We start from the raw sequence: 23996 nt of genomic DNA, 5'->3' as shown, positions 1-23996 counted from the left end.
GGGATGTCAACTCCCTTTCAGAAGAGATGTGTGAAGAGGGACAGGGGGTCAGCCCTTGACCGCGCCCTGCATGATCCCGCCGACGATCTGGCGGCCGAGGAGGCCGAAGACGAGCAGCACCGGCAGGGTGCCCAGCAGGGTGCCCGCCATGATCACGGACTGGTCGTGGACGTAGCCGCCGCCGAGCTGGCGCAGCGCGACCTGGACGGTGGGCTCGGAGGAGGAGAGCGCGACGACGGGCCAGAAGAAGTCGTTCCACGCGGCCATGAAGGTCAGCAGACCGAGCACGGCCATGCCGGGCCGGGCGATCGGCACCACGATCGACCAGAAGATCCTGGCGGTGGACGCGCCATCGACCCGGGCCGCCTCGATCAGCTCGTCCGGCAGCGACTGCGCCAGGTACTGCCGCATGAAGAACACCCCGAACGCCGAGACCAGGCCCGGCAGGATCACCGACTGGAGCTGGTTCACCCAGCCGAGCTCGGCGATCAGCATGAACAGCGGGATCACCCCCAGCTGCGGCGGGATCATCATGGTGCCCACGGTGACCGCGAGCAGCGCGCCCCGGCCCCGGAAGCGGAGCTTCGCGAAGGCGAAACCGGCCAGCGTGCAGCACAGGACCGTGCCGAGGGTGATCGAACCGGAGACGAGCAGCGAGTTCAGCAGCGCCTTGCCGATGTCGGCCTCTTCGAGGACCGCCTCGAAGTTCCGCATCAGGTGCGGGCCGGGCAGCAGGGCCGGCGAGACCTTCGCCAGGTCGGCGTTGGAGCGGCTCGCGGCGACGATCGTCCAGTAGAACGGGAAGGCGGAGAACAGCACGGCGACGACGAGGATCGCGTAGGCGAGCGGCCCGGCGTGCAGGGTGCGCCCCGCCCGGGAGGGGCCGCTGCGCACCGGAGGGGCGAGGGCGGTCATCGGCGGGCCTCCTTGCGGGAACGGCGGCGCGCGACCAGGGCGTTGAGCCCGACGAGCACCACGATCAGCAGGAACATCACCCAGGCGACGGCCGCGGCCCGCCCCAGGTGGAAGAAGCCCCAGCCCTGCTCGTACATGTAGAGGCCGAGCGTCTGGTACTGGTGCGAGATGCCGCCCGAGACCGAGCCTTCGAGGAGCAGCGGCTCGCCGAACAGCTGGGTCGCGCCGATCGTGGAGACGATGACGGTGAAGAGGATGGTGGGCCGCAGCCCCGGCAGCGTGACGTGGAAGAACTGGCGCCACCGCGAGGCGCCGTCCATCGCGGCCGCCTCGTACAGCTCGTCCGGTATGGACTGCATGCCGGCCAGGTAGATCAGCGCGTTGTAGCCGGTCCAGCGCCAGATGACGACCGTGGACACCGCGATCTGCGAGGCGACCGTGCCGTTCTGCCAGTCCACGGGGTCGACGCCGACGAGGCCGAGCGCGTAGTTGACCAGCCCGAAGTCGCGGCCGAAGAGCTGGGCGAAGACGAGGGTGGCGGCGGCGACCGAGGTCGCGTACGGCAGCAGGACCGCCGTGCGGAGGAAGGTGCGGCCCCGCATCCGGTAGTTCAGCAGGTGCGCGAGCCCGAGGGCCATGACCAGCTGCGGCACGGTGGAGAGCACGCCGATGGTGAAGGTGTTGCGCAGCGACACCCAGAAGTACTCGTCGCCGAGGAGCGCGGTGTAGTTGCCGAGGCCGCGCCACTCCATGTCGCCGGGGGCCTGGAGCTCCACCCGGTAGAGGGAGACGAAGGCCGTGTAGAGGAGCGGGAAGAGGCCGAAGGCGACGAACAGGGTGAAGAACGGGGCGATGTAGGCGTACGGCGAGACCGTCCGCCAGGCCCGCCGGGCGCCCCCCGGCCGGGCCGGCGGGACGACGCGCGGCACGGACGGTGCCTGGGGTGCGGTGAGGGTCACGGTGCGGCCCTTCGGTGAGGGGTCGGGACGAGAGGGGGGCGTGGAGCGCGCCGGAGGGGTGGAGCGGCGTCGGAGGGGTGGAGTGGCGTCGGAGGGGGGCGCGGTGGTCCGGTGGCCGGGGCCGTGTCAGCCGATGGTGTTCTCGACGCCCTTCCTGGCGTTCGACCAGGCCTTCTCGGGAGAGGTCCCCTTGCGCTCGACCTCGCTCAGCGCGTTGGTGATCTGCTGCGCGATGTTCTGGTCGTGCACGCCGAGGACCTGGACCGGGGCCGCCTTCGCCGCGTCGCCGAAGATCTTCCCGATCGGGGCGTCGGAGAAGAACGGGTCCTTCGCGCCGGCGACCTTGTCGATCGCGCCGGTGGCGGAGGGGAAGTTGCCCTGCTTCTCGAAGAGCCGGGTCTGCTGCTCGGGCGCGGTGAGCCACTCGATCAGCTCGTACGCCTCCTTCTTGTGCTTCGCCGCCCTGGGCACGGCCAGGTAGGAGCCGCCCCAGTTGCCCGCGCCGCCGGGGAGCGCGGCGACGTCCCACTTGCCCTTGCCGGCCTCACCGGCCTGGCCCTTGATGTACCCGAGCATCCAGGCGGGGCAGGGGATCGTGGCGAAGGAGCCGGCGGCGAAGGCCTGGTTCCACTGCGGGGACCACTGGTCGAGCTTGGCGCTCAGCCCGCCCTGCGCGGCCTCGACGGCGTGGTCCCAGGCGGTGCGCAGAGCGGGGTTGTCCTCCCAGATCAGCTTTCCGGAGGCGTCGTAGTACCGCTCCTTCTCCTGCCCGATCATGATCGAGTACAGGCTGCCGACGCTGTCGATCCACGCGCTCCGGCCGGGAGCCTTCGCCTTGTACCGCTTGCCGAGCTCCAGGTAGCCGTCCCAGGTGGCCCACTTCTTCGCCAGCTCCTCGCGGTCGGTGGGCAGTCCGGCCTGCTCGAAGAGGTCGGTGCGGTAGCACAGCGCCTCCGGGCCGACGTCCGTGCCGAGGCCGAGGACCTCGCCGCCCCTGCCGGTGGCGGCGGCCCACTTGGCCGGGGCGAACCGGTCCTCGAGCGCCTTCGCCCCGTACTTCCCGAGGTCCTCGAAGCGCTCGGCCTGCTGCTGGGTGACGGAGGCGATCCGGCCGACCTCGATGCCCTGCACGTCGGCGAGGCCGGCGCCGCCTGCGAGCCGGGTCTGGAGGGACTTCCAGTAGTCGGCCTCGTCCTCGGTGTCCGTCTGCTTGATCGTGACGCCCGGGTGGAGCCTCTCGTACTCCGCGTACAGCCCGGCCTCCTTGTACCCGAAGGAGCCGAACAGGTCCACGGTGATCGTGACCTCGCCCCCGGCGGCGTCCTCGGACGCGCCGTCCGTCGAACTTCCGCAGGCGGCGAGCAGGGCCCCGGCGAGGACGACCGCCCCCAGGCGGGCGGCGGTTCTTCTGGCGGCTCGGGCGATGGGCATGGGAAGCCTCCTTGGCTCCGGAACGAGCGAGAGCGTCTGAGAGCGCTCTCAAGCCTGCGGGGGGAGCGTGCCCGGGGAGAGGGCGGCCCGTCAAGACTCGAAGGCGTATCGGACGGGAGACGGGCTCAACTCCCGCTTGTGTTCAAACCATTGACACGGTCGTTTCGCGGGTTTTACGTTTCCGACGCTCTGAGAGCGCTCTCACACCTCTCCCCGTACACGCCCCCATCCGCCGCGACGACATGAGGTGCTCCTTCATGCCAGCCCCCCGCAGCAGGCCGGCCGCAGCGCTGGTCCTGGTATCCGCCCTCGCCGCCCTGGGACTCGGCCCCGCCGCCGGTCCCGCGGCGGCGGCCACCGTCCCGGCGGGTGCCGGAAGTTACTCCGACACCCGCCCCGCCGGAACCTCGGGCCCCACCACCGACACCGGCGCCCCCGTCACCCCCAAGGTCACCCCGGCCGCCCAGGGCAAGCCGGTCCCCACCAACGACTGGTGGTCCTCCCTCGCCTTCCAGCGGTACGGGGACAACCCGTACTCCACCCCCATGTACGGCCACCCGCTCACCTATCAGGCCGTCGCCGGCGGCCTGGAGATCGGCTACCCCACGAACCCCGCCGTCGTCGGCGACGGACGGCAGTACGAGTTCGCCCACAAGCGCGACCTCACCCTCGGCCTCACCGGTCTCAACTCGCCCGACACCAGGGCCGACGCCTGGTCCGACTGGACCGTCACCCCCTACTGGTCCGACGGCACCCGCACCCTGCGCACCACCATCGGCCACGGCCTGCCCTTCGTGTACGCCAAGGGCAGCGGCGGCGACGCCCGGATCACCACCGCCGAGCCGCCCGCCGTCTTCGCCGACCAGGGCAACGTCCTCGGCGTCACCGTCGCGGGCCACCACTACGCCCTCTTCGCGCCCACCGGCACCGACTGGAACGTCTCCGGCACGACCGTCACCGCCGGCCTCGGCGGCAAGGACTACTTCTCCGTCGCCGTCCTGCCCTCCACCGACGCCCTCGCGACCTACCGGAAGTACGCGTACAGCTTCGTCACCGGCTCCACGGTGAACTGGAGCTACGACGCGGGCACCGTCCGCGCCACCTACACCCTCACCACCGAGGCGAAGGAAGGCACCGAACGGGGCACCCTCCAGGCGCTCTACCGCCACCAGTGGCTGCACACGGCCGACCCGCTCACCCCGTACACGTACGTCTCCCCGCGCGGCACCATGAAGGTCCGCGAGGCCACCTCCTTCACGACCTCCCAGCGCGCCGCCGCCACCCTGCCGGCGCTCCCCGGCGCCGGCGTGGACCCCGCCCGGCTGCGCGGCCACCTCAACGAGGTCGCGAACTCCGCCGACCCCTTCTCCGGCGCCGTCGACACGTACTGGACCGGCAAGGCCCTCGGCAAGCTCGCCCAACTGGTCCCGCTCGCCGACCAGATCGGCGAGGGCGCGATCCGCGACAAGCTCCTCGGCCTGATCAAGGGCCGGCTCCAGGACTGGTTCACGGCCGGCGGCGCCAACGAGTTCTCGTACGACCGGACCTGGAAGACCCTCATCGGCTACCCGGCCTCCTACGGCAGCGACACCGAACTCAACGACCACCACTTCCACTACGGCTACTACGTGTACGCGGCCGCGATCGTCGCCCAGTACGACCCGGCCTGGGCCGCCGACTCCGGGTGGGGCGCGATGGTGAAGACCCTGGTCCGGGACACCGCCAACCCCAGCCGCACCGACGGCGCCTTCCCCTTCCTCCGCGGCTTCGACGTCTACGCCGGACACAGCTGGGCCAGCGGCCACCAGGGCTTCGCCGCCGGAAACAACCAGGAGTCCTCCTCGGAGTCGACCAACCTCAGCGCCGCACTCGTCCTCTGGGGCTCGGCCACCGGCGACACCCAGCTGCGCGACCTCGGCACCTACCTGCTGACCACCGAGGGCGAGGCCGTCGCCCAGTACTGGTTCGACGCCGACCAGCAGGTCTTCCCGGCCGCCTTCCAGCACGACACCGTCGGCATGGTCTGGGGCAGCGGCGCCGCCTACTCCACCTGGTGGACCGCGAACCCGGAGGAGATCCACGGCATCAACGCGCTTCCGATCACGGGCGGTTCGCTCCACCTCGCCGGCCACAAGGACGCCGTCCGGCGCAACATCGCCGAGATGGAACGCGAGAACGGCGGCCCCGCCGTCGAATGGCGCGACATCCTCTGGGAGTTCCAGTCCCTGGCCGACCCCGGCGCCGCCAAGGCCAAGTGGGACGCCGGCAACGGCGGATACACCCCGGAGGCGGGGGAGTCCAAGGCCCACACCTACCACTGGCTCACGGCGCTCGACACCCTCGGCGCGCCCGACGCGACGGTCACCGGCTCCCTCCCCACCTCCGCCGTCTTCACCAAGGGCACCACCCGCACCTACGTGGCCCACAACCACGGCTCGACCGCCCGGACGGTCACCTTCTCCGACGGCAAGTCCCTCTCCGTACCCGCCCGTTCCACCGCGACCGGCACCGGCACGGGCGGCACCGACCCGGGCCCGGAGCCCTCCACGGGCGACACCTTCCAGCTCCGCACCGGCGGCACCCTCACCACGGCCGGCGGAGCCACGGAGGGCAGCGACACCATCGCCTCGGCACAGGGCGCCAACCACGACGGCACCCCGTACCGCCCCCTCGTCTACGAGGCAAGGAACGTCAACGGCACGCTCAGGAGCGGCGGTTCGACCGCCTTCCGCCTCCAGGTGGACGCCGGCGCGACGGTCGGACTCGGGCAGCAGGCCCGCGTCAGCTACGACCTCACCGGCGACGGCACCTTCGACCGGACGGAGACGTACCAGTACTTCGCGACGGACCCGGTCACCGGCTGGGAGGAGTACGCCCAGTCCCGCGGCCTGAAGTCCGCCACCGGCACGCTCGGCGACCTGCGCGGCGGCACGGTCCGGCTGGAGGTCTGGAGCGCGATCGGCAACGGCGACTCACGCCTCCGGACGGGCACGGACCGGTCCGTCCTCGTCATCCCGTACGACTGACCCGGCCGTCACACGAGAAGGCGGCGGGCCCCGGGTGCTCCCCGGGACCCGCCGCCTTCCGCACGCCGTCAGGCGGAGGCGCGGCGGACCAGCGAGGTCGGGGTGATCACGGAGGCCGGGACCGCGGGCCCGGTGCCGTCGAGCAGGCGCATGAGCAGCTTCACCATCAGCCGGCCCATCCCCTCGATGTCCTGGTGCACGGTGGTGAGGGCCGGGACGGTCCGGTCGACCACCGAGGCCATGTCGTCGAAACCGACCACCGCCACGTCCTCCGGAACCCGCACCCCGCGCTCCCGCAGGGTCCGCAACGCCCCCGAGGCCATCAGGTCGTTGGCGACGAACACGCCGTCGACGTCGGGCCGCCGGCCGAGGAGCTCCGCCATCGCGCGGGCCCCGCTCTCCTCCGTGAAGTCGCCGCGGCACAGCAGCGCGGGATCGGCGTCGAGGAGGACGTCCCGGTAGCCGTGGATCCGGTCGATCGCGGACGTCTGGTCGGGGGGACCGGAGATGTGCGCGACGTTCCGCCGCCCGAGCCCCACCAGGTGCCGCACCGCCTCCCTGGCGCCACCGCGGTTGTCGCAGTCGACGAAGGGCACCGCCGGGTCGGTCCCCGGCGCGGGCCGCCCGCCGAAGACCACCGGGATCCGGGCCCGCTCGATCACGGCCGGCAGGGCGTCGTCGCTGTGCAGCGAGAACGCCAGCGCGCCGTCGACGTGCCCGCCGCCGAGGTAGCGCGAGATCCGCTCGTGGTCCCCGGGGCCCTCCACCCACAGGAGCACCAGCTGGGCGTCGTGGGCGGTCAGTTCCCGGCTGATCCCGCGCACCTGCTGCTCGAAGAACGGGTCCGAGAAGATCCGGAACTCGGGTTCGGCGATGATCACGGCCACGGCGCCGTTGCGCCGGGTGACCAGGGTGCGGGCCGCGTGGTTCGGCACGTACCCGAGCTCCTCGACGGCCCGGAGCACCCTCTCCACCAGCGGAGCACGCACGCCCGCCCCGCCGTTGACGACCCGGGAGGCCGTGGCGCGGGAGACCCCGGCGCGGTCGGCGACGGCTTCCAGCGTGGGACGGGGCCCCGTGCTCTGCTCGGGCAAGGCGTGCGCTCCTCTGCTGCGTCGGCTGTACGGGGCGTGCGGCGGGCGCGTCCGAGGGGTGGCGCGCGGTCCCGCGCGGACCAGGATATCTGTGGCCGCCCCTTTTTGAGAGCGCTCCCAGAGCCCGCGAAAACCTCGTTGCCCCCTCCCGGGCCGGGACTAGGTGTATTGACCCGCGCTCGACCGCCCGACCGGAGTGGTGATCCGCCGTTACGAGCGCGAGCGACCCGGCGAGCTGATCCACGTGGACGTGAAGAAGCTCGGCCGGATCCCCGACGGCGGCGGCCACAAGACCAACGGCCGCCAGGCCGGCCGCCCGATCCGCGGCATGGGCTTCGACTACGTCCACTCCGCCGTCGACGACCACTCCCGCCTGGCCTACAGCGAGATCCACGGCGACGAGAAGGTCGCCACCTGCGCCGGCTTCCTGACCCGCGCGGCCGCCTTCTTCCACAGCCAGGGCATCGACCGCATCGAGCGGGTCCTGACCGACAACGCCTGGGCCTACCGCAAGGGCCTGGCCTGGAAGGCCGCCCTCGCCAAACTCGGCGCGAACGGCAAGCCGACCCGGGCCTACCGGCCGCAGACCAACGGCAAGGTCGAACGCTTCAACCGCACCCTCCTGGACGAGTGGGCCTACCTACGGCCCTACACCTCCAACACCGAACGGACCGAAGCCCTGGCAGACTTCCTCCACACCTACAACCACCACCGCTGCCACACCGCACTCGACGGACACCCGCCGATCAGCCGCGTCAACAACGCTGCCGGTCAATACACCTAGCCCGGCGGGGCGGCCCCGTGCGACCGGGGCCGCCCCGCCCGGCGCGTCAGCCGTCGCCGCGGCTCGCCCCGCCGCGCTGGCGCAGTGAGATCCGGTTGCCGTCCGGGTCCACCGCCTCGATGCGGATCCCGAACCCGTAGTCGTCCGGTTCGGCCTGGTCGAAGGTCACGCCGCGGTCGCGCAGCACCTTGAAGTCCGCCCGCAGGTCGTCCGATTCGAGGAACAGCGGGCCGGGCGCGGTGCCCGCCTGTGCCCCGGCCGGCTGCCCGGCCGACGCCGCGTGCGGCCAGAGGACGATCTCGGTCGCACTGCCGGGGACGCCGACGGTGAGGAAGCGTCCCTCGGCGCCGGAGTGGTCGACGCGCTTCTCCAGGCCGAGCTGTTCCGTGTAGAACCGCAGCGCGCGCTCCTGGTCGGTGACGTAGAGCGTCACGTACATGATGTTCGTCAGCATGGTGGTGTCCTTTCGTCCGTCGTTCCTGCCGCACTGACGGATCCCGGCGGGAGAATGTGACGGACGGACGGACGGACGGACAGATGGATGGACGGACGGACGAGCCGCCGCCCCGGCTGGCCGTCGTCGTGGGCGCGCGCAGCCGGGACGACGGCGCCGCCCCGCCCACCGGAGGGGTGGACGGGGCGGCGTCGCGGAAGGGCCCGCCGGTCAGCCGACGGTGGCGGCCCCGAGCCGGGCCTCCTGGTCGGCGGCCGCCCGGGGCGCAAGCGTCTTCTGCGCGAGGACGCCGAAGACGATCCCGAACACCGCCCACAGCACCGCCTGGACGGCCAGGGAGGCGAGCCTGAACTCCCAGAGCAGCCCGGCCGGGAAGCCCGTCGCGACGGCGTCCTCGTTGTCCGGCAGGACGGCGAAGGCGACCGCCGTCACGACGACGAAGCCGACGCCGGCCGCCAGGGTGGCGTTCCAGTTCCCCAGGCGCGGCGCGAGCCGCCGCCCGGCGATCAGGGCGGCGATCCCGAGCAGCACGCTGAGCAGGATCATCAGGAAGAACAGGGTGGTGCGCTTCCCGATGGTGTCCGGATTGCCGACGGCCGGAGGGGTCGCCGGGTACTTGAGGAACGGCACCAGATAGACGGTGGCGAACGCGGCGGCTGCCGTGAGCGCCGCCGTCGCCCGGGGACTGAAGCGGCCGACGCGGCCCAGCGCGAAGGAGAACGCCAGGGACGCGATGCCGCCGAGCGCCACGCCGTAGACGAGGACACCGGTGGCGAGGCCGAAGGTCGACTGGGCGGAGCGGCTGATCCCCTCCTCCTCTTCCTCGGCGGCCTCCACGGCGACGGTGCCGCCGCCGTGTCCCGCGTGGGACCCGTGGCCTGCCGGGGCCTCCCCGGCGGCCTTGGCCTCCTCCACGGCGATCGCGCCGTTCACGGGGGGCTCACCCACCGCATAGGCCACGGCGAAGGCGAACAGCCCCGCGATCAGGCCCGCGAGCATGCCGCGGACCAGCAGGGATCGAACGGTCGAGGCGTGCATGTGCCGGTCGCCCCTCAGTGGCAGGGGAAGCCGAGCAGGTGGCGTCCGTCGTGCACCCACTCGTGCACGTCGGTGCCGGCGATCAGCGAGGTGGCGCCCTGCTCGGCGCCGACGAAGTACAGCGCGACCAGTGCGAGGAGCCCGACGAAGAAGGCCCAGGGGAGCACCGCGCGCACGGGGAGCGGAGCCGGTACGGCGACGGAAGGGGCGGGAACGGCAGCGGAGACGACGGCCTCGGCCATGATGGAACCTCCTGTTGGGAACTCGCGTCCCATACGGTGGTGCAGGACGACGGTCCACGGGTCTGACTCGCCGTGACCTCCCCTGGGGGCGCCGCGGCTCACAGTGGCGCGACCGTGCCGGATTCTCACCGGGCTTCCGTCTCGCCGTCGTCACGCTGTTCAAATGTCGCCTGACCGTACCGCGCGGGGGAGCCGCCGCCAAGGGCGTGAGGCCTGGATCACCTTCGTACGCTCCCGGGTAGAGTCCCGCGCACCACTCCGGCCACCACGGCCCCGCCGTCCCGCCCGCCGCAAAGGATCCCGATGACAGTCCGGTTGACGCTGATCTCGCCCGCGACGGGCGAAGCGCTCCGCGAGGTGCGGTTCGACGACGACGGCCCTCTCGACCCGGCGGGCACCGCCCGCGCCGAGGCCGTCGCCTCCGCCGTCGGCCCGTCCCCGCGCGCGTACGCCTCCCCGTCCCGGCGTTGCCGTGACACGGCGCGGGCCCTGGGCCTGTCCGCGGAGCCCCTCGACGAACTCGCCGGCTGCGCCATGGGCCGGTGGCGCGGGCGGACCCTGGAGGCCGTGGCCGCCGCCGAGGAGGCCGGGGTCGCCGCCTGGCTGTCCGATCCCGCGGCGGCCCCGCACGGCGGGGAGTCCCTGCGCGACCTGCGGGTCAGGGTCGGCCGCTGGCTCGACGGCCTCCGGGACGGATCCGGCCGTGTCACCGCGGTCGCCGAACCGGACGTGATCCGCGCCGCGATGGTGCACGCCCTCGCCGCGCCGGACGCGACGGCCTGGCGTCTGGACGTCCGCCCCCTGACCGCCGTCCACCTCAGCGGCCGTGCCGGGCGCTGGAACCTGCGCCCGGGCGAGCCGCTCGTACCGCCGCGGTAGACGGCCCGTCAGGCCGGGGGCCGGTCAGGGGGCTGGGTCGGGCCCGACCGGTCGGGCCGGACCGGTCAGGCCGGACGCTTCCACTCCCGCAGCAGCAGATAGCCGAGGTACGCGCCTCCGACGGCCATCGTGTACAGGCCGACCGGGAGGTTGTCGAAGAGCGGCAGCTGCTGGGCGGCGAGGTCGGCGAGGACCAGCAGCAGGGCGCCGAGCAGGGTCGACATGACCAGGTGCGGGCCGCCGCCGCGGGTGATCCGCTTGGCGATCTGCGGTGCCGTCAGGGAGACGAAGGCGATCGGTCCGGCGACGCTGACCGCCCCGGCGGAGAGGACGATCGACAGCGAGACCGCCGCGGTCGCCGTACGGGCCGGGCGGGCGCCCAGGCCGGTCGCCAGGTCGTCGCCCATCTCGCCGATGCCCAGCGGCCGGGCGAGGAGCGCGGCGAGCGGCAGGCAGACGAGCAGCACCAGCCAGATCGTCCGCGCGTCCTCCCAGGAGCGGGCGGCGAGGCTGCCGTTGATGTACGCGGTCAGCGCGCTCGCCTTGTCCCGCTCGACGGCGTAGACCACGTACTGGGTGAGGGCCGTCGACATCGCGGACACACCGATGCCGGCCACCACCAGGCGCCCCGGATTGCGGAAGCCCGACCCCGTGGAGAAGTAGACGACCGCCATGGCGATCACGGCACCGAGCAGCGCGCCGACGGGCACCGGCACGAGGTCGGGGAAGAACAGCGCGGCGGCCGCCGCGCCCGCACCGGAACCGGCGCCGAGCCCGATGACGTCGGGGCTGCCCAGCGGGTTGCGGGTGACAGACTGGAAGAGGGCCCCGGACAGGCCGAAGGCCGCGCCGGTGGCGAGGGCGACGACGAGCCGCGGACCGCGCAGCCGGTTCAGCACGAAGGCGTTCTTGCCCCTGGCCTCGCCCGCCAGTGCCGACGGAAGGTCGGCCGGGTCGATGCCGAGACGGCCCAGGGAGAGGGTCGCCACGGCCGCCCCGAGGAGCAGCAGCAGCGTCACCGCGGCGGCGATCGCGGTGCGGCGCCGTACGGGGACGGCGACCCACGGCCCGATCCGCAGGAGGCCACGGCCCGCGGGCCGTACGGGCCGCGACGCCGTCACGGCCGGGGTCTCGATCCGCTCGGCGGTCTTCATGCCGCTCCCCTCATACGACGGACGGCGAACAGCAGCGCGGGCGCGCCCACGAAGGCGGTGACGACGCCGACCATGAGCTCCTGCGGACGGAGCAGCACCCGGCCGATGACGTCGGCGAACAGCAGCAGGGCGGGTCCCGTGAGCGAGGTGAAGAGGATCTGCAGGCGGAAGTCGGTGCCCACGAGCGCCCGGACGAGGTGCGGGACGGCGAGTCCGACGAAGGCGATGGGGCCGACGGCGGCCGTCGCGGCGGCGCTGAGCAGCGTCGCCGCGAGGAGCCCCGCGCCCTTGACGCGGGCGGGGCTGATGCCGAGGGAGGTGGCCTTGTCGTCGCCCATCGCCATGGCGTTGAGCCCCGGCGCGAGGAGCACGGCGAGGACGAAACCGACGGCGGCGAACGGCAGGACGGCCCAGAAGGCGTCGAAGCCGCGCCCGCCGAGCGAACCCACCACCCAGTAGCGGTACGTGTCGAAGACCTGCGGCCGGGACAGCGCGACGGCCTGGATGAACGCGGCGAGGACGGCGGCGAGCACCGCCCCGGCGAGCACCAGGCGGACCGGCCCGCTGCCGCCGCCCGCCGTGCCGATGAGGTGGACGACCACACCGGTCGCCAGGGCACCGGCGAGGGCCCACCAGATGGTCTCGTGCTGCCCGGCGGCACCGAGGAACGCGGTCGCGGAGACGATGGCGGCGGACGCGCCCGCGTTGATGCCGAGGAGTCCCGGCTCGGCGAGCGGATTGCGGGTGATGCCCTGCATCAACGTGCCGGCGACGCCCAGGCAGAGGCCCGCGAGCAGGCCGAGCGCGGTGCGTGGATAACGGCTCTCGACGACGGTGCGGAGATAGCCGTTGCCGTCACCGGTGACGACCCGGAGGACGTCGGCGGCGGACGTCGGCTTGCTGCCGAACATCACACTGGCGAGGACCGCCAGGGCGAGCAGGACCAGACACAGGGCGGCGGCTGCGAGGTGCCGGGCAGGGCCCCGCCGTACGACGGCGGGGCCCTGCCCGATCCGGGAGAGAGTGGTCACGCCGGAGGCCCGCCGCTACTTCCCGGCCTTGGCGACGGCCTTGTCGATCATCGGGAGGTACCGCTCGATGCTGTACGGCACCGTCAGCGGGTTGATCATCGACGAGGCGGTGACGAAGGGCTGGTCGTCGCTGTGGACGAGGGCGCCCTTCTTCACGGCCGGGATGGCCGCGTACAGCGGCTGCGCCTCGATCTCCTTGCGGGACTTCTCGTCCGTGTAGAAGGTGAAGGCGATGTCGCTCTTGGCGAGCTTGTTGGCGTTCTCCAGGCCGATGAGGGCGGAGTCGGTGCCCTCGGTCTCCTTGAAGGTGTTCACGACCGGGTCGACCTTCAGACCCAGCTTGGAGACCATCGCGACGCGCTGCTCCTCGGGCTTGAAGACGCCGAGGGTGCCGGGGCCGGTGTTGTAGATGTACGAGAACGTGACGTTCTTGTAGTTCGGGCGCGTGGCGGCGGCGTCGGCGAGCTGCTTGTCGATCTTGGAGGTGAGCTCCTTGGCCTTCTCCGGCTGCCCGAGCGCCTTCGCGACGATCTCGATCTGCTGGTCCCAGTCGGTGCTCCACGCCTTGTCGGGGTAGGCGACGGTCGGCGCGATGTCCTTGAGGAGGTCGTACTGCTTCTGCGTGATGCCCGACCAGGGGGCGAGGATGACGTCGGGCTCCAGCTCGGTGATGGCCTCGATGTCGAGCTCCTCGCCGCCGTCGAACTGCTTGGGCAGCGTGGCGCCGGCCTTCTTCACGGCGTCGTGGATCCAGGGCAGGTAGCCGGTCTTGTCGCTGCCCCACGGGTAGCTCTCGATGCCGACGGGGACGTTGCCGAGGGCGATGGCGGTCTCGGCGGAGCCCTGGCCGAGGGTGACGACGCGCTTCGGCTTCTCCTTGATGACGGCCTCGCCGAGCGCGCTCTTGATGGTGACGGGGAACGCCCCCGCCGGAGCCTTGGCCGCCGTGTCCTTCGCGTCGTCCTTTTCGTCGTCCGAGCCGCACCCGGTCACCATGAGGCCGAGCGAGACCGCGGCGGCGCCCGCCACGAGAACGCGGCGGCGGAAGGGGGTGAACACAGAAGGCATGGCGGATCCTTGTCTCCGGGCAGAGGTGTGCTACGCCCCGCCCGACGCCCCTCCAGGCATGGGAATGCCGAGGCAGCGGCCATCGCGAGGCGCTTGTTAGGTGAGCCTAACCTATCTCTGTTGGGGGTGGAGTGCCAGGTCCCGTTCGGCGGGGAGCGACGGGCCGGCCGGTGCGGGGTGCGGGTGCGGGGAGCGCCGGTCGCCCGGCCGCCGTGTGAAGCGCCGTCAGGCGGACGCCTCCCACGCCGTCGTCAGACCGTCCAGCCACGCCGGCGGCAGCTCGGCGGCGTCCCACTCCTCGTGCAGGTCCGCCGGGGACGTGGCGAGCCGTTCCAGGACGGCGACGCTGGTGGGGGAGTGGATCAGGGAGTACCGGCCGTGGATCGCGATCGCGCTGCCCGGCCCGTACTCGGCGTACAGCCGTTCCAGGCGCGCCCGGTGGGACGAGGTGAACTCGGTGAGCCGCCCCGCGTACCCCGCCCGCTGACGCGAGCTCATCGTGCCGAGGAGGGCCCGCAGCACCTGCTCGGTGACCTCCGGGTCGAGATCGGAGACGTCGGCGAAGGAGAGGTAGAGCGGAGTCACCGCCACCTTGGTCCGCTCCAGCTCCGTCCGCCCCACGGGCGGACGGTCGTCCGGAGAGGCCGCCGAAGGATCCGAGGCGACGGCGTGCCTCAGCGCCCGCTCGGCGACGGCGCCCAGCTCGTCGGCGACGGCCCGCGCCCCGTCGAGCCAGCCGGAGGCGTACGCCTCGCCCTTCCCCTCGGGCGCGCTCCGCCCGGCCGCGCCGACCTCCTCGTACGCGAGGGCCAGCGCGCCCGCCTCGACGAACCCGATCAGCTCCTCCGCGTCGCCGGACCAGACGCCCGCTCGGGCGAGCAACTGGAGCAGCGTCCTCTTCGCGTTGAGGACACTGGCCTCGTCCAGCTGCTGCCGTCCTTCTCCGGCGGTGCTCACAGGATCCTCCTCGTCATGGGGACGGCGTGGTGCTTCGGCCACACGGAACGCTCCGTTCGAGCCTACGCAACACCCGTCGTCCCGACGCACCCTTCCCGCCCGCGCCGCGCCCGCGTCGACGGCGGAGAGGACCGGGCGCGAACGTTCAGCGCCGGTACACGCGCAACTCCGCCACCTCGTACGACATCTCCGACGCGTCCGGGTCGGGCGCCGGGTGGTACCGGCCCGCGCAGACCGACAGGTTCACGATGAGATGGGCCCGCCAGGAACGCCCCACTCCCCGGCGGTCGGCGAAGACGCGGGCGCCGTTGACCCACCACACCACGGACCGCGCCCCGAACTCGACCCGGAGGTCCACCCACGCGCCGGGCCGGACGGCCGGGTCCCGGAAGTAGAGGTACCGGCCCCGCACCCGGTTCGACAGCTCCAGGAGGTCGGGGTTGTCGGGGTGGTACTCGAAGACGTCGACCTCCTGCCCGCCGTCGAGCCAGGTCCAGATCGCCGGCCAGGCACCCGTCTCCTCGGGCAGGCGCACCCGGGCCTCCAGGACGTCGCCCGCCCGCACCTGGAAGCCCTCCGCACTGCCCTCCGTCGTGAGCAGCCCGGTGTCCCAGAGGCCGTCGCTCCTGCGGGTGGCCCGGAACGTCCCCGTCCGGCTGTACGAGGGGTCCTCCACCAGGTGATCGAGCTTGTTGTCGCCGGGGTTCGTCGGCCCCCCGTCGGGATAGGCCCACGAGCGGCCCGCCACCCACTGCTCGACGGAGGAGAAGTCCGCGTCGAGGACGAGGTCGGCGGGAGTCACTGCCGGACCGCCTCCACCGGGACGCCCGCCGCCCCGCCGGAGCCGGGCGAAGAAGTCCTTCAGCACGGCGTCCCTCCTTTCGCGCGGGCCCCGTCGGCCCACCGGCAATCTGCCCCGCCTCGCCCGGTGCACGCCTGGAGAGCGGTCGATTGGCGACAAGTCGTCACCGACCGTGCCGGACCGGGCGGTACCGTCCGCGACGCGGCCCGGCGCCCCCGGCCTCACCGGGACGGCGGCACTCGAACGCACCCCGGAAGGGGTACGTATCAACGCCGTTCGACGCCGTTCGACGCCGTCGGCCCCGGTCGCACCGACACCCCTCTCCTCGCCGGACACGGCCGGGAGGCGCACGCCGCCCCCGCCGCCCGCCGAGCCACCGGAAGGACAACGTCATGAAGGCACTCCAGTACCACACCGTGGGCGCCCCGCCCGAGGTCGTCAACGTCCCCGACCCGGAACCGGGCCCCGGTCAGGTCCTCCTCCGGGTCACCGCCGCCGGTGTCTGCCACTCCGACATCGCCGTGATGAGCTGGTCCGCCGACCAGCTGCCCTTCCCGCTGCCCCTGACCCTCGGCCACGAGGGCGTCGGCACCGTCGCAGCACTCGGCCCCGGCGCCGAGGGGGTCGCCGTCGGCGACTCCGTCGCCGTCTACGGACCCTGGGGCTGCGGCACCTGCTTCATGTGCGCCCAGGGCAAGGAGAACTACTGCCTGCGAGCCGCGGAGCTCGGCATCAGGCCGCCCGGACTCGGCGCGCCCGGCGCCATCGCCGAGTACATGATCGTCGACAGCCCGCGCCACCTGGTGCCGCTCGGCGACCTCGACCCGGTGCGGGCCGTGCCGCTCACGGACGCCGGTCTCACCCCGTACCACGCCATCAAGCGCTCGCTGCCGAAGCTCGTCCCCGGCAGCACCGCCGTCGTCATCGGCACCGGCGGGCTCGGCCACGTCGCCATCCAGCTGCTGCGCGCCATGACCGCGGCCCGGGTCGTCGCCCTGGACGTCACCGAGGAGAAGCTCGCCCTCGCCCGCACCGTCGGCGCGCACGACACCGTCCTGTCCGACGCGGCCGCCGCCCCCACGGTCCGTGCCCTGACCGGAGGCCGCGGCGCGGAGGCGGTGCTCGACTTCGTCGGTGCCCAGCCCACCGTGATGGCCGCCGGCGTGATGGCGGCGGTGGAGGGCGACGTCACCATCGTCGGCCTGGGCGGCGGCACCCTGCCCGTCGGCTTCGGCGCCCTGCCGTACGAGGTCTCCGTCACCTCCCCGTACTGGGGGACCCGCGCCGAACTGATCGAGGTGTTCGACCTGGCCCGGACCGGCGCCGTCGACGTCCACGTCGAGACGTACGGCCTGGAGGAGGCGCCGGAGGCGTACGAGCGCCTGCACGAGGGGCGGATCGACGGCCGGGCGGTCATCCTCCCGAACGGCTGAACCCCGGCGGGCGCCGGGCGGCCAGTTCCCCGTGGGGGCGAGCCCGGTGACGCCCGGTCAGGGGAGCTGGTCGTTCCAGCGGTAGCGGTCCGGCTGGACGTGCACCGTCATGGAGGTCTCCCGTTCTCCCCAGTCCATGTCCGACTCGCCGATCACCCAGGCCATCGCCTGGTAGGCACTCGGACGCGAGGTCTTCCGGGGGCAGGCGTCGAGCGGCGTGACGGCGGACCGCCCGGCCGGGACGGTCAGACGCACCCCGGTGCCCCAGGGCGCGGGACAGGGCGTCACCACACGGCTCCGCACCCAGGACAGGCGCGCGCGTACGGTCACGGCGCGACTGCCCGGGTTGTCGATCCGCACGGCGAACCGCAGGGTGTCGCCGCCGTCGAGGACCTGGCTGCAGGCGCTCCACGCCGCCTGCTCCACCGCCCGCACCTTGCCGCAGCGGTAGTCGCCCGTCATCGGTCCGGGGGCCGCCGTGCCGGTGACCGCCGGCGGCCCGACCGGCCCTCCGAGGGCGTCTGCGCGGGGCCCCGCCGCGTCACCGCCCGGCGGCGCGGCCCGACCGGCCGACGGGACGGTCGGCGGGCCGCCGGCGGGGGAGGACGGCAGCCGGGACACCGCCCAGACCGCCACGACCACTCCCAGCACGCCCAGGCCCACGACCACCCGCCGACCGACGCGCCGCCGCCCGGACCAGGGTCCCCCGGCGCGCGCAGCGGATGGGTGCGGGTGCGCGGCCGGGGCCTGGGACGGGTGCGGGTCGGAGGTCGGGGGATCCGCCCTCGGAGCGGCTGGAGCGGCTGGAGCGGCTGGAACGGCCGGAGGAGTCGGAGCGGCCGGAGTGCTCGGACCCGGCCGTTCCTCCGGCGGTTCCGTCGGATCGGCGGGCGCCGCGCCCTCGCCCCCGCCCGACGGCTCCGGGGGCGCCTTCGTCCCCCGTACGGCGGCCCTGCGCCTGCGCGCCTCGGTCCGCGCCTCCTCCAACAGCCGCGCCCACCGCTCACCCTCGTCGTCCCCGACGCCGAAGAGCTCGGCCAACGCCGCCAGCACCTCCGCGTCCGGCAACGCGGTGGCCTCCGGATCCTTGTAGCGGTTGAAGCTGGAATCGCTCAGCCCCCGCATGCCCCGGCCGGCGAAACGGGACTTGAGCCGGGCCTCGATCCGCTCCTGCGCCAGACAACCCGACCGCGTCCACGCCGCACCGATCCGGCGGGCGAGCTCCGCGCGGGCCGCGCCGCCCTCCGTCGCGCCGAACGCCTCACCCATCGTCATCCCTCCGCCGTCCCACGACCGATCGAACCCGCAGGTCAGAGAAGTGAGTCGGCCCCGGGACCGGGATGAAACGACGCCGGGTGAGCCGCCCCGGCGAAAGTACTGCCACCCCCGCCGGGCCCCCGGGATTCTGATTCCGCCGAGCCGCTCGACGGCCCGGCGCTCCCACCGTCTGACAGGAGGAGAACGATCATGCTTCGTTCCAGGACACGCGCCCTCGCCCTCGCCTCTACCGTCCTCGCCCTCGCCCTGGCCGTCCCCGCGGGCACCGCCGCCACCGCCGCGCCCCGGACCCGTGAGGCCCGCGGCCCGGTGACGCTGGTCTTCGACAAGAACCCGGAGCACCCCACGTACTCCAAGCTCACCGCGTACCTCGGCAAGCGGGTGCTCGGCCAGTGGCGCGCCGGCTCGGGCACGACGACCGACGAGTGCCGGGTCGGCCGGGGCGACAGCGGCGGATGGCTGCCGAACGGTACGTACGCCATCTCCTTCCGCACCAGGACCTACGACGGCGACGCCATCGACGGGTACGCGATCCGGCTCGCCGACAAGAGGTGCAGGGGCGGCAAGGGCGCCAACCGGGACCAGCTCTTCATCCACAGCCGCATGACCGTGAACGGCGCCTCGCGCTGGCGCGGCGACCGGGACTACAAGTCCCTCGGCTGCGTGAAGCTGCACCCGAACCACATCAAGGCCCTGTTCAGGACCCTCGACACGTACGGAGAGGCGAAGACCCTCAAGGTCATCGCCTGACCCGCCTCCCACCGCGTCCCGGGAGCGCCCGCCCCAGGCCGGCGCGCCCGGGACGCGGGCGCGTCCCCGGAACGCGGCGCAACGGTCTTCACCGGGGCTCGTTGATCACGCCATGAAGAACGCCGAAACCGGGCGCCGCGCCCGCCTCCTCGCCTCGACCGTCGCCGCCCTGCTGCTGGGGGTCGCGAGCGCGCCGGGCGCGTACGCCGTTCCCGCCCCGCAGGACTGCCCGGCGGCGGAGGTCTTCGCGACCGACAACACCGCGATCATCACGGACCCCGACGACCCGAGGCTCGACACCCGCCTCACCCGCTTCGGACACGAGGGGCGGCGGATCATCCGCGCCCACGGCGCCCGCCCGGGGGCGTCGGAGCTGCTGGACGGCGTCTTCTGGTCCGAGGAGCTGAAGCAGGCGACCTACGAGCGGTCCCGCGAGTTCGACGTCGAGAGGGTCGGCCGCGACGGTCTCCGCCACATCGCGGGCGTCATCGCCAAGCAGTACAGGCAGGAGGCCGTCCTCACCTTCCGCTGCCTGCCGCGCACGTCGCCGGAGACCGACGCGGTCGAGATCGAGGTCCCCGGCGTCCGCGTGAGCGGCCTGCGGGAGGCGCTCGTCGCGGACCCGGAGGCCCGCGACAAGCTGGGAGGCGGCTCCGTCACCCTCGACGGCCGGCTCGTCCTCGTGGCTCCGGTCGGCGACCTGCCGCTGGCCCGCAGGTTCACGACCGCCCTCGGCGCCGACTGGGACCGGGCTCAGGTGCGGTACGGCGACCGGGAGTTCGTGACCGGCGAGGAGTGAGCCGGGGCGCGGCCCTGTCGGCTCATCGCGGTGACGAGGGTGGAGGAGACGTGGGCCAGGGCGGGGTCGGCGGCGATGAAGAACGTCTCGACTCCCGCCAGTTCGCGGTTCATGCGGGCCATCGGCATCTCGTGGTCCAGGTCGGCGACGCCGCGGACCCCGCGGACGACGACGTCGATTCCGGTTCGGCGGCAGTAGTCGACCAGCAGGCCGCCGGTGTGGGAGTCGACCGTGACGTTGCTCAGGCCGGCCGCTGCCGCGCGGAGCCGGTCCAGCCGTTCCGGGACGGGGAAGCGGCCGGTCTTGTTCGCGTTGGACATCACGCACACGACGACCTCGTCGAACAGGTGGGCGGCGCGCCGGAGTACGTCCTGGTGCCCTTGTGTGACCGGGTCGAAGGATCCTGGGAAGAGGGCTCGCATGATCGGAGAGGGTAACAACATCGGTCGGCCGCCCCGTCCGACGACCGCTTCGACGGTGCCCCGAGGGGGCGTGGCGGGACGACTGCTCCGATGCGGTGACCGGTTCCACGGGTGCCGTGCCCTCGGCGCCTCATGATCGTTCGGGCTGTCGTGAGGATCGACGCTCCCCCGAGGCGGGTGAAGGGCCGGGCCGCGGTGGCCGTGATGCTGACGGCACTGCTCACCGGGGCCTGTACGGCGGAGCGGCCGCACCGGGCGCTGCCCGTCTCGGAACAGGGCCGCAGCGACCTGATCCACGCCGCCGAGCAGGTCCTCGTGGGCCGGTGCCTGCGAGCGTGCGGAGCCGCCGGGCCGCCCCCGCGGCAAGAGGTCCTGTTCGGTACCGGGCCCGCCGAGCTGTCGATCAGGCTCGCCACCGGTTACACCGTCCGCGCGCACACCGACGGCTGTCTGGCCGAAGCGCAGCGGTACCTCTACGGCGACCAGGCCCGCTGGTTCCGCGCCGAGGTCACCGTCAACAACCTGCGGCCCGAGGCCCGGGCCGCGCTCCGCGAGGACGCCGCCTACCGGGCCGCGCTGGCACGCCGGGACGCCTGCGCCGACCACGACACCGCGTGCGTCCGGGCCAGCGGTCTGGAACAGCTGCGGACGAAGCTGGAGCCCGCCCGTCTCGCCCGTGTCCGGGCCGCGCACCGCGACGACCTCACCACCTATGACCGCCTGCGCGACCGCGCGGTGCAGCGCGCGGCCGGTCTCCTGGCCGGCCGCCCCCCTGAGAAAGGCACTCCTTCCCCATGACCACCAGCAGGTTCCTGACCTCTGCCGCCGCGGCGTTCCTCGTCCTCACCGGCAGCCTCGCCGCCGCCGCACCGGCCGGCGCCGTCGACTGCCCGAGCGGCCAGTTCTGCGCCTGGGAGCACGCCGACTACCAGGGCCAGCGGGCGAACTGGCAGGGCGACGACGGCTGGTGGGAGGGCTACATCGCCGACAACGACTCCTCCTGGGCCAACCACGGCATCGTGGGCCCCGGCATCCCGGCCCACGTGCAGATCTTCGACGGGGCGTGGCAGGGCGGCGACATGACCCTGTGCCTCGCCCCCGGCCAGGAGGTCAGCTGGAACGGCGTGGCCAACGACCGCGGCGACTCCCACCGGTGGGCCCACGGCTGCTGAGACACCACGCCCCGGGGCCCTGCCGGCCGTTGCCCGGCAGGGCCCCGGGCCGCACACGGGCCCAGCCGCTCGCGGAAGGGCGCGCCCTGTGGGGTGGGCATGCGCTTTCGGCCATCTCGGGGCGGAAGCGGGAGGCCCGCCTTGTCCCGGCGCGGCTGATCAAGTAGCGTCGCCCGTCATGAACACCGGACCGGCTATACGCCATGCACGGACGGGCGATCCGGTGGAAGGCTGATCGCTCGGCGGGTGCGCGACAGGCACCCCGAAGGTTCGGCACGAGGACCCCCAGTGCGCCGGCACTGCGAACCCCGTCCACGTGTCGAATCAACAGCGAGGTCATCCACATGGCAGTCACGTTCAACCACACCATCATCGCCTCCAAGAACCGCGAGGAATCCGCGCGGTTCTTCCGCGAGTTGCTGGAACTCCCCGAGGCGCCGTCCTGGGGCCCCTTCCTCAACATCCAGCTCGCCGACGGCGTCCTGCTCCAGTTCGCCGAGCCCCCGGTGGACATCCAGATGCAGCACTACGCGTTCCTGGTCGACGACGAACTGTTCGACCGGGCGTACCGGCGCCTGTGCGAGCGCGACATCGAGCACTGGGCCGACCCGCAGATGCGGCGCCCCGGTGAGACCAACACCGAACACGGCGGGCGCGGGGTCTACTTCAAGGACCCGGCCGGGCACGCGATCGAGCTGATCACGCGCCCGTACCTGTAGTCCGGCGGAGCCGTGGCCCCGGGACGCTCCTCCGATGCCGGGGGAGCGTCCGCGGGGGGGGGGGGGGGGGGGGGGGGGGGGCCGCCCCCCCCCCCCCCCCCCCGCCCCGCACCCGGTGCCGGCCTCGTCAGGCGAGGAACTCCCCGTCGCGGGCCACGACCACACCGCCGTGGACGACCACGTCCCGGCGCGGCATGTCGACGACGACCTGCGGCAGGCACTCGCCGCGCACCAGGACGAAGTCGGCCGGGGCGCCCGCCCGGAAGTCGGCGTGCGCGAGGCCCATCACGTCCGCGCCGCCGTGGGTCGCGACGCGGTAGCACTCCGACAGCTCGTCGTCGAGACGCACGTCCGTCACCCAGCCGAGGATGTGCGCGCGGTGCAGCATGTCGGCGTCGCCGAACGGGCTCCACGAGTCCCGGACACCGTCCGAGCCGAGCCCGACCCGTACGCCGTGCTCGCGTAGCCGGGCGATCGGGAGCACCAGGGAGTCCGAGGGGGCGACCGTGGTGAGCGCGATGTCCTGCTCGCCCAAGTCCTTCGCCACGGAGCCGAGTTCACTGTCCGTCAGGCCCGGAAGGCAGAAGACGTGGCTGACCGTGACCTTGCCGGCGAGGGAGAGGGCGCGGGTGCGCTCGACGATGCCGCGCATCGCCCGCATGCCCTTCTCGCCGCGGTCGTGCAGGTGGATGTCCACGCCCACGCCGTGGCGGTCCGCGATGCCGAAGACGACGTCGAGCTGCTCGTCGAGGGCCTGGTCGAAGCCGATCGGGTCGATGCCGCCGATCATGTCGATGACGCCCTCGCGGGCCGCCTTCTCCAGGAGCGCCGCCGTGCCCGGGGTGCGGATGACGCCGTGCTGCGGGAAGGCCACGATCTGGACGTCGAGGGCGTGGCGCAGCCGCTCGCGGGCCTCCGCCACGCCTTCCACACCGGCCAGACCGTAGGCCGGGGCCACGTCGGCGTGGGCGCGCATGCCGCGGGTGCCGCGGGCGACGGCGTGGCTCATCAGGCCGTAGGCGCGCTCGGCGACGGGGCGGCGCTGGCTGCGGAACAGCTCCACGTCCTGCGCGACATAGTCGGCGATGCCGGAGGCGGGCCGGCGCGACACCCAGGAGCCGCCCCAGGTGGTCTTGTCGGGGTGGATGTGCGCGTCGACGAGGGACGGGAGGGCGATCCGGCCGCCGCCGTCGACGACCTTCGCGCCGTGCGGCGCGGGGCCGTCCGAGATCCGGCCGTCGACGACGACGAGGTCCGTGGGCTTCGCCGCGCCGAAGGGGCGCACGTTGCGGAACACGACGGTCCTGTCGCGGCGGCCGGCGCGGGCCGGTGCCGCGGCTCCGGCCGCGGTCGGAGCGGCCACCGCCTGCGCGGCGCCGGCCGTGACGGCCGCCGCGGCCGTGGCACCGGCGAGGGCGGCGGCACCGGCGAGCATGGTGCGGCGGGAGGGGGCGGACTGGGGCTGCATGGAAGCTCCTTGGGAGGGGGAGGTTGTGAGGGTCGGTACGGGGTGGGGTGCGGGGCCGGTCCTCCGTCGGTGCCCCTGCCGCCCCCGTTGCGGGCTGCGCCTGCTGGTGCGGTGCCCCCGC

At 73.3% G+C, this 23996-nt stretch carries 23 protein-coding genes, 1 pseudogene and 1 riboswitch; of the genes and pseudogenes, 9 read left to right on the top strand and 15 right to left on the bottom strand.

The features are described from left to right. Nucleotides 1–48: 48 nt before the first annotated feature. The 3 genes from ACIGW4_RS02185 to ACIGW4_RS02175 all read right to left on the bottom strand — a co-directional run bounded on the left by ACIGW4_RS02185 (nucleotide 49) and on the right by ACIGW4_RS02175 (nucleotide 3305). Nucleotides 49–915, bottom strand: a complete 867-nt coding sequence (locus tag ACIGW4_RS02185) for a carbohydrate ABC transporter permease (RefSeq protein ID WP_399577885.1) — start codon at nucleotides 913–915, stop codon at nucleotides 49–51. Then, on the bottom strand, nucleotides 912–1874 hold the full coding sequence (locus ACIGW4_RS02180; protein ID WP_123457011.1) for a carbohydrate ABC transporter permease: 963 nt from the start codon (nucleotides 1872–1874) through the stop codon (nucleotides 912–914). Before ACIGW4_RS02180 ends, ACIGW4_RS02185 begins: the two co-directional genes overlap by 4 nt. Before the next feature lie 126 nt (nucleotides 1875–2000). Beyond that, nucleotides 2001–3305: an extracellular solute-binding protein gene (locus ACIGW4_RS02175; protein WP_123457012.1), complete on the bottom strand. Its 1305-nt coding sequence runs from the start codon at nucleotides 3303–3305 to the stop codon at nucleotides 2001–2003. Between the two features lie 257 nt (nucleotides 3306–3562). On the opposite strand from ACIGW4_RS02175, the gene ACIGW4_RS02170 reads away from it, so the two are divergent. Continuing rightward, the gene (locus ACIGW4_RS02170; RefSeq protein WP_399577882.1) at nucleotides 3563–6331 is read left to right on the top strand and encodes a glycosyl hydrolase; all 2769 of its coding nucleotides are present in this window, start codon (nucleotides 3563–3565) and stop codon (nucleotides 6329–6331) included. A 68-nt stretch (nucleotides 6332–6399) separates the two neighbouring features. On the opposite strand, the gene ACIGW4_RS02165 is transcribed toward ACIGW4_RS02170, so the two are convergent. Next, nucleotides 6400–7425, bottom strand: coding sequence for a LacI family DNA-binding transcriptional regulator (locus ACIGW4_RS02165; protein ID WP_399577880.1), 1026 nt, complete (start codon nucleotides 7423–7425; stop codon nucleotides 6400–6402). Nucleotides 7426–7603: 178 nt separating this feature from the next. Here ACIGW4_RS02165 and ACIGW4_RS02160 point away from each other — a divergent pair. Next, nucleotides 7604–8209: pseudogene (locus ACIGW4_RS02160) on the top strand (integrase core domain-containing protein); the annotation flags it as partial. Nucleotides 8210–8255: 46 nt separating this feature from the next. On the opposite strand, the gene ACIGW4_RS02155 reads toward ACIGW4_RS02160, so the two are convergent. The 3 genes from ACIGW4_RS02155 to ACIGW4_RS02145 all read right to left on the bottom strand — a co-directional run bounded on the left by ACIGW4_RS02155 (nucleotide 8256) and on the right by ACIGW4_RS02145 (nucleotide 9943). Further along, a complete protein-coding gene (locus ACIGW4_RS02155) occupies nucleotides 8256–8663 on the bottom strand; it encodes a VOC family protein (protein WP_398706645.1) in 408 nt (135 codons plus the stop codon). Between the two features lie 210 nt (nucleotides 8664–8873). Continuing rightward, nucleotides 8874–9701, bottom strand: a complete 828-nt coding sequence (locus ACIGW4_RS02150; protein ID WP_399577878.1) for a CbtA family protein — start codon at nucleotides 9699–9701, stop codon at nucleotides 8874–8876. Nucleotides 9702–9715: 14 nt separating this feature from the next. Further along, nucleotides 9716–9943 (bottom strand): CbtB-domain containing protein, encoded by a 228-nt coding sequence (locus ACIGW4_RS02145; protein ID WP_123457016.1) that lies wholly within the window; start codon nucleotides 9941–9943, stop codon nucleotides 9716–9718. A gap of 60 nt (nucleotides 9944–10003) precedes the next feature. Continuing rightward, a riboswitch (cobalamin riboswitch) is annotated at nucleotides 10004–10081 on the bottom strand. A gap of 165 nt (nucleotides 10082–10246) precedes the next feature. Between ACIGW4_RS02145 and ACIGW4_RS02140 the strand changes: the two genes are divergently transcribed. After that, nucleotides 10247–10822 (top strand): histidine phosphatase family protein, encoded by a 576-nt coding sequence (locus ACIGW4_RS02140; protein ID WP_123457017.1) that lies wholly within the window; start codon nucleotides 10247–10249, stop codon nucleotides 10820–10822. Between the two features lie 65 nt (nucleotides 10823–10887). On the opposite strand, the gene ACIGW4_RS02135 is transcribed toward ACIGW4_RS02140, so the two are convergent. The 5 genes from ACIGW4_RS02135 to ACIGW4_RS02115 all read right to left on the bottom strand — a co-directional run bounded on the left by ACIGW4_RS02135 (nucleotide 10888) and on the right by ACIGW4_RS02115 (nucleotide 15834). Further along, the gene (locus ACIGW4_RS02135) at nucleotides 10888–11976 is read right to left on the bottom strand and encodes a FecCD family ABC transporter permease (RefSeq protein WP_399577874.1); all 1089 of its coding nucleotides are present in this window, start codon (nucleotides 11974–11976) and stop codon (nucleotides 10888–10890) included. Next, the gene (locus tag ACIGW4_RS02130; RefSeq protein WP_399577872.1) at nucleotides 11973–13007 is read right to left on the bottom strand and encodes a FecCD family ABC transporter permease; all 1035 of its coding nucleotides are present in this window, start codon (nucleotides 13005–13007) and stop codon (nucleotides 11973–11975) included. Before ACIGW4_RS02130 ends, ACIGW4_RS02135 begins: the two co-directional genes overlap by 4 nt. A 15-nt stretch (nucleotides 13008–13022) precedes the next feature. Next, the gene (locus tag ACIGW4_RS02125; RefSeq protein WP_123457020.1) at nucleotides 13023–14075 is read right to left on the bottom strand and encodes an iron-siderophore ABC transporter substrate-binding protein; all 1053 of its coding nucleotides are present in this window, start codon (nucleotides 14073–14075) and stop codon (nucleotides 13023–13025) included. A 225-nt stretch (nucleotides 14076–14300) separates the two neighbouring features. After that, entirely contained in the window at nucleotides 14301–15032 is a 732-nt protein-coding gene (locus ACIGW4_RS02120; RefSeq protein WP_359591094.1) for a hypothetical protein, read from the bottom strand. Between the two features lie 145 nt (nucleotides 15033–15177). Further along, nucleotides 15178–15834: a beta-glucanase gene (locus tag ACIGW4_RS02115; protein WP_399578181.1), complete on the bottom strand. Its 657-nt coding sequence runs from the start codon at nucleotides 15832–15834 to the stop codon at nucleotides 15178–15180. 392 nt (nucleotides 15835–16226) lie between these two features. Here ACIGW4_RS02115 and ACIGW4_RS02110 point away from each other — a divergent pair, with 392 nt between their 5' ends. After that, the gene (locus ACIGW4_RS02110) at nucleotides 16227–17267 is read left to right on the top strand and encodes an NAD(P)-dependent alcohol dehydrogenase (RefSeq protein WP_399577867.1); all 1041 of its coding nucleotides are present in this window, start codon (nucleotides 16227–16229) and stop codon (nucleotides 17265–17267) included. Nucleotides 17268–17324: 57 nt separating this feature from the next. Here the strand turns inward: ACIGW4_RS02110 and ACIGW4_RS02105 are convergent, their stop codons facing one another. Further along, nucleotides 17325–18536, bottom strand: a complete 1212-nt coding sequence (locus tag ACIGW4_RS02105; RefSeq protein WP_399577865.1) for a hypothetical protein — start codon at nucleotides 18534–18536, stop codon at nucleotides 17325–17327. Between the two features lie 198 nt (nucleotides 18537–18734). Here ACIGW4_RS02105 and ACIGW4_RS02100 point away from each other — a divergent pair, with 198 nt between their 5' ends. Together ACIGW4_RS02100 and ACIGW4_RS02095 are read left to right on the top strand one after the other, a co-directional pair. Next, on the top strand, nucleotides 18735–19295 hold the full coding sequence (locus ACIGW4_RS02100) for a L,D-transpeptidase (protein ID WP_123457025.1): 561 nt from the start codon (nucleotides 18735–18737) through the stop codon (nucleotides 19293–19295). A gap of 112 nt (nucleotides 19296–19407) precedes the next feature. Continuing rightward, entirely contained in the window at nucleotides 19408–20094 is a 687-nt protein-coding gene (locus tag ACIGW4_RS02095; protein WP_399577862.1) for a hypothetical protein, read from the top strand. On the opposite strand, the gene coaD is transcribed toward ACIGW4_RS02095, so the two are convergent. Beyond that, nucleotides 20049–20516: a pantetheine-phosphate adenylyltransferase gene (gene coaD / locus ACIGW4_RS02090; protein WP_399577859.1), complete on the bottom strand. Its 468-nt coding sequence runs from the start codon at nucleotides 20514–20516 to the stop codon at nucleotides 20049–20051. The two genes, ACIGW4_RS02095 and coaD, sit on opposite strands and share 46 nt — an antisense overlap. Before the next feature lie 150 nt (nucleotides 20517–20666). On the opposite strand from coaD, the gene ACIGW4_RS02085 reads away from it, so the two are divergent. The 3 genes from ACIGW4_RS02085 (at nucleotide 20667) to ACIGW4_RS02075 (ending at nucleotide 22407) form a co-directional block, all read left to right on the top strand. Then, nucleotides 20667–21314 carry a hypothetical protein gene (locus tag ACIGW4_RS02085; RefSeq protein ID WP_399577858.1) on the top strand — a complete coding sequence of 216 codons (648 nt, stop codon included), beginning with the start codon at nucleotides 20667–20669 and terminating at the stop codon, nucleotides 21312–21314. After that, entirely contained in the window at nucleotides 21311–21688 is a 378-nt protein-coding gene (locus ACIGW4_RS02080) for a peptidase inhibitor family I36 protein (protein ID WP_123457028.1), read from the top strand. The genes ACIGW4_RS02085 and ACIGW4_RS02080 overlap by 4 nt, the downstream gene beginning before the upstream one ends. A gap of 344 nt (nucleotides 21689–22032) precedes the next feature. Further along, nucleotides 22033–22407: a VOC family protein gene (locus ACIGW4_RS02075; RefSeq protein ID WP_123457029.1), complete on the top strand. Its 375-nt coding sequence runs from the start codon at nucleotides 22033–22035 to the stop codon at nucleotides 22405–22407. Between the two features lie 127 nt (nucleotides 22408–22534). On the opposite strand, the gene ACIGW4_RS02070 is transcribed toward ACIGW4_RS02075, so the two are convergent. Continuing rightward, complete coding sequence (locus ACIGW4_RS02070) at nucleotides 22535–23875, bottom strand: amidohydrolase (protein WP_399577855.1); 1341 nt, start codon at nucleotides 23873–23875, stop codon at nucleotides 22535–22537. Nucleotides 23876–23996 lie beyond the last annotated feature (121 nt).

This window comes from Streptomyces sp. NPDC053513 (assembly GCF_044544765.1).
Taxonomy (GTDB): domain Bacteria; phylum Actinomycetota; class Actinomycetes; order Streptomycetales; family Streptomycetaceae; genus Streptomyces; species Streptomyces litmocidini.
The sequence above is the reverse complement of the archived record's forward strand: the minus strand, read 5'-3'. Positions and strand labels throughout refer to the sequence as shown.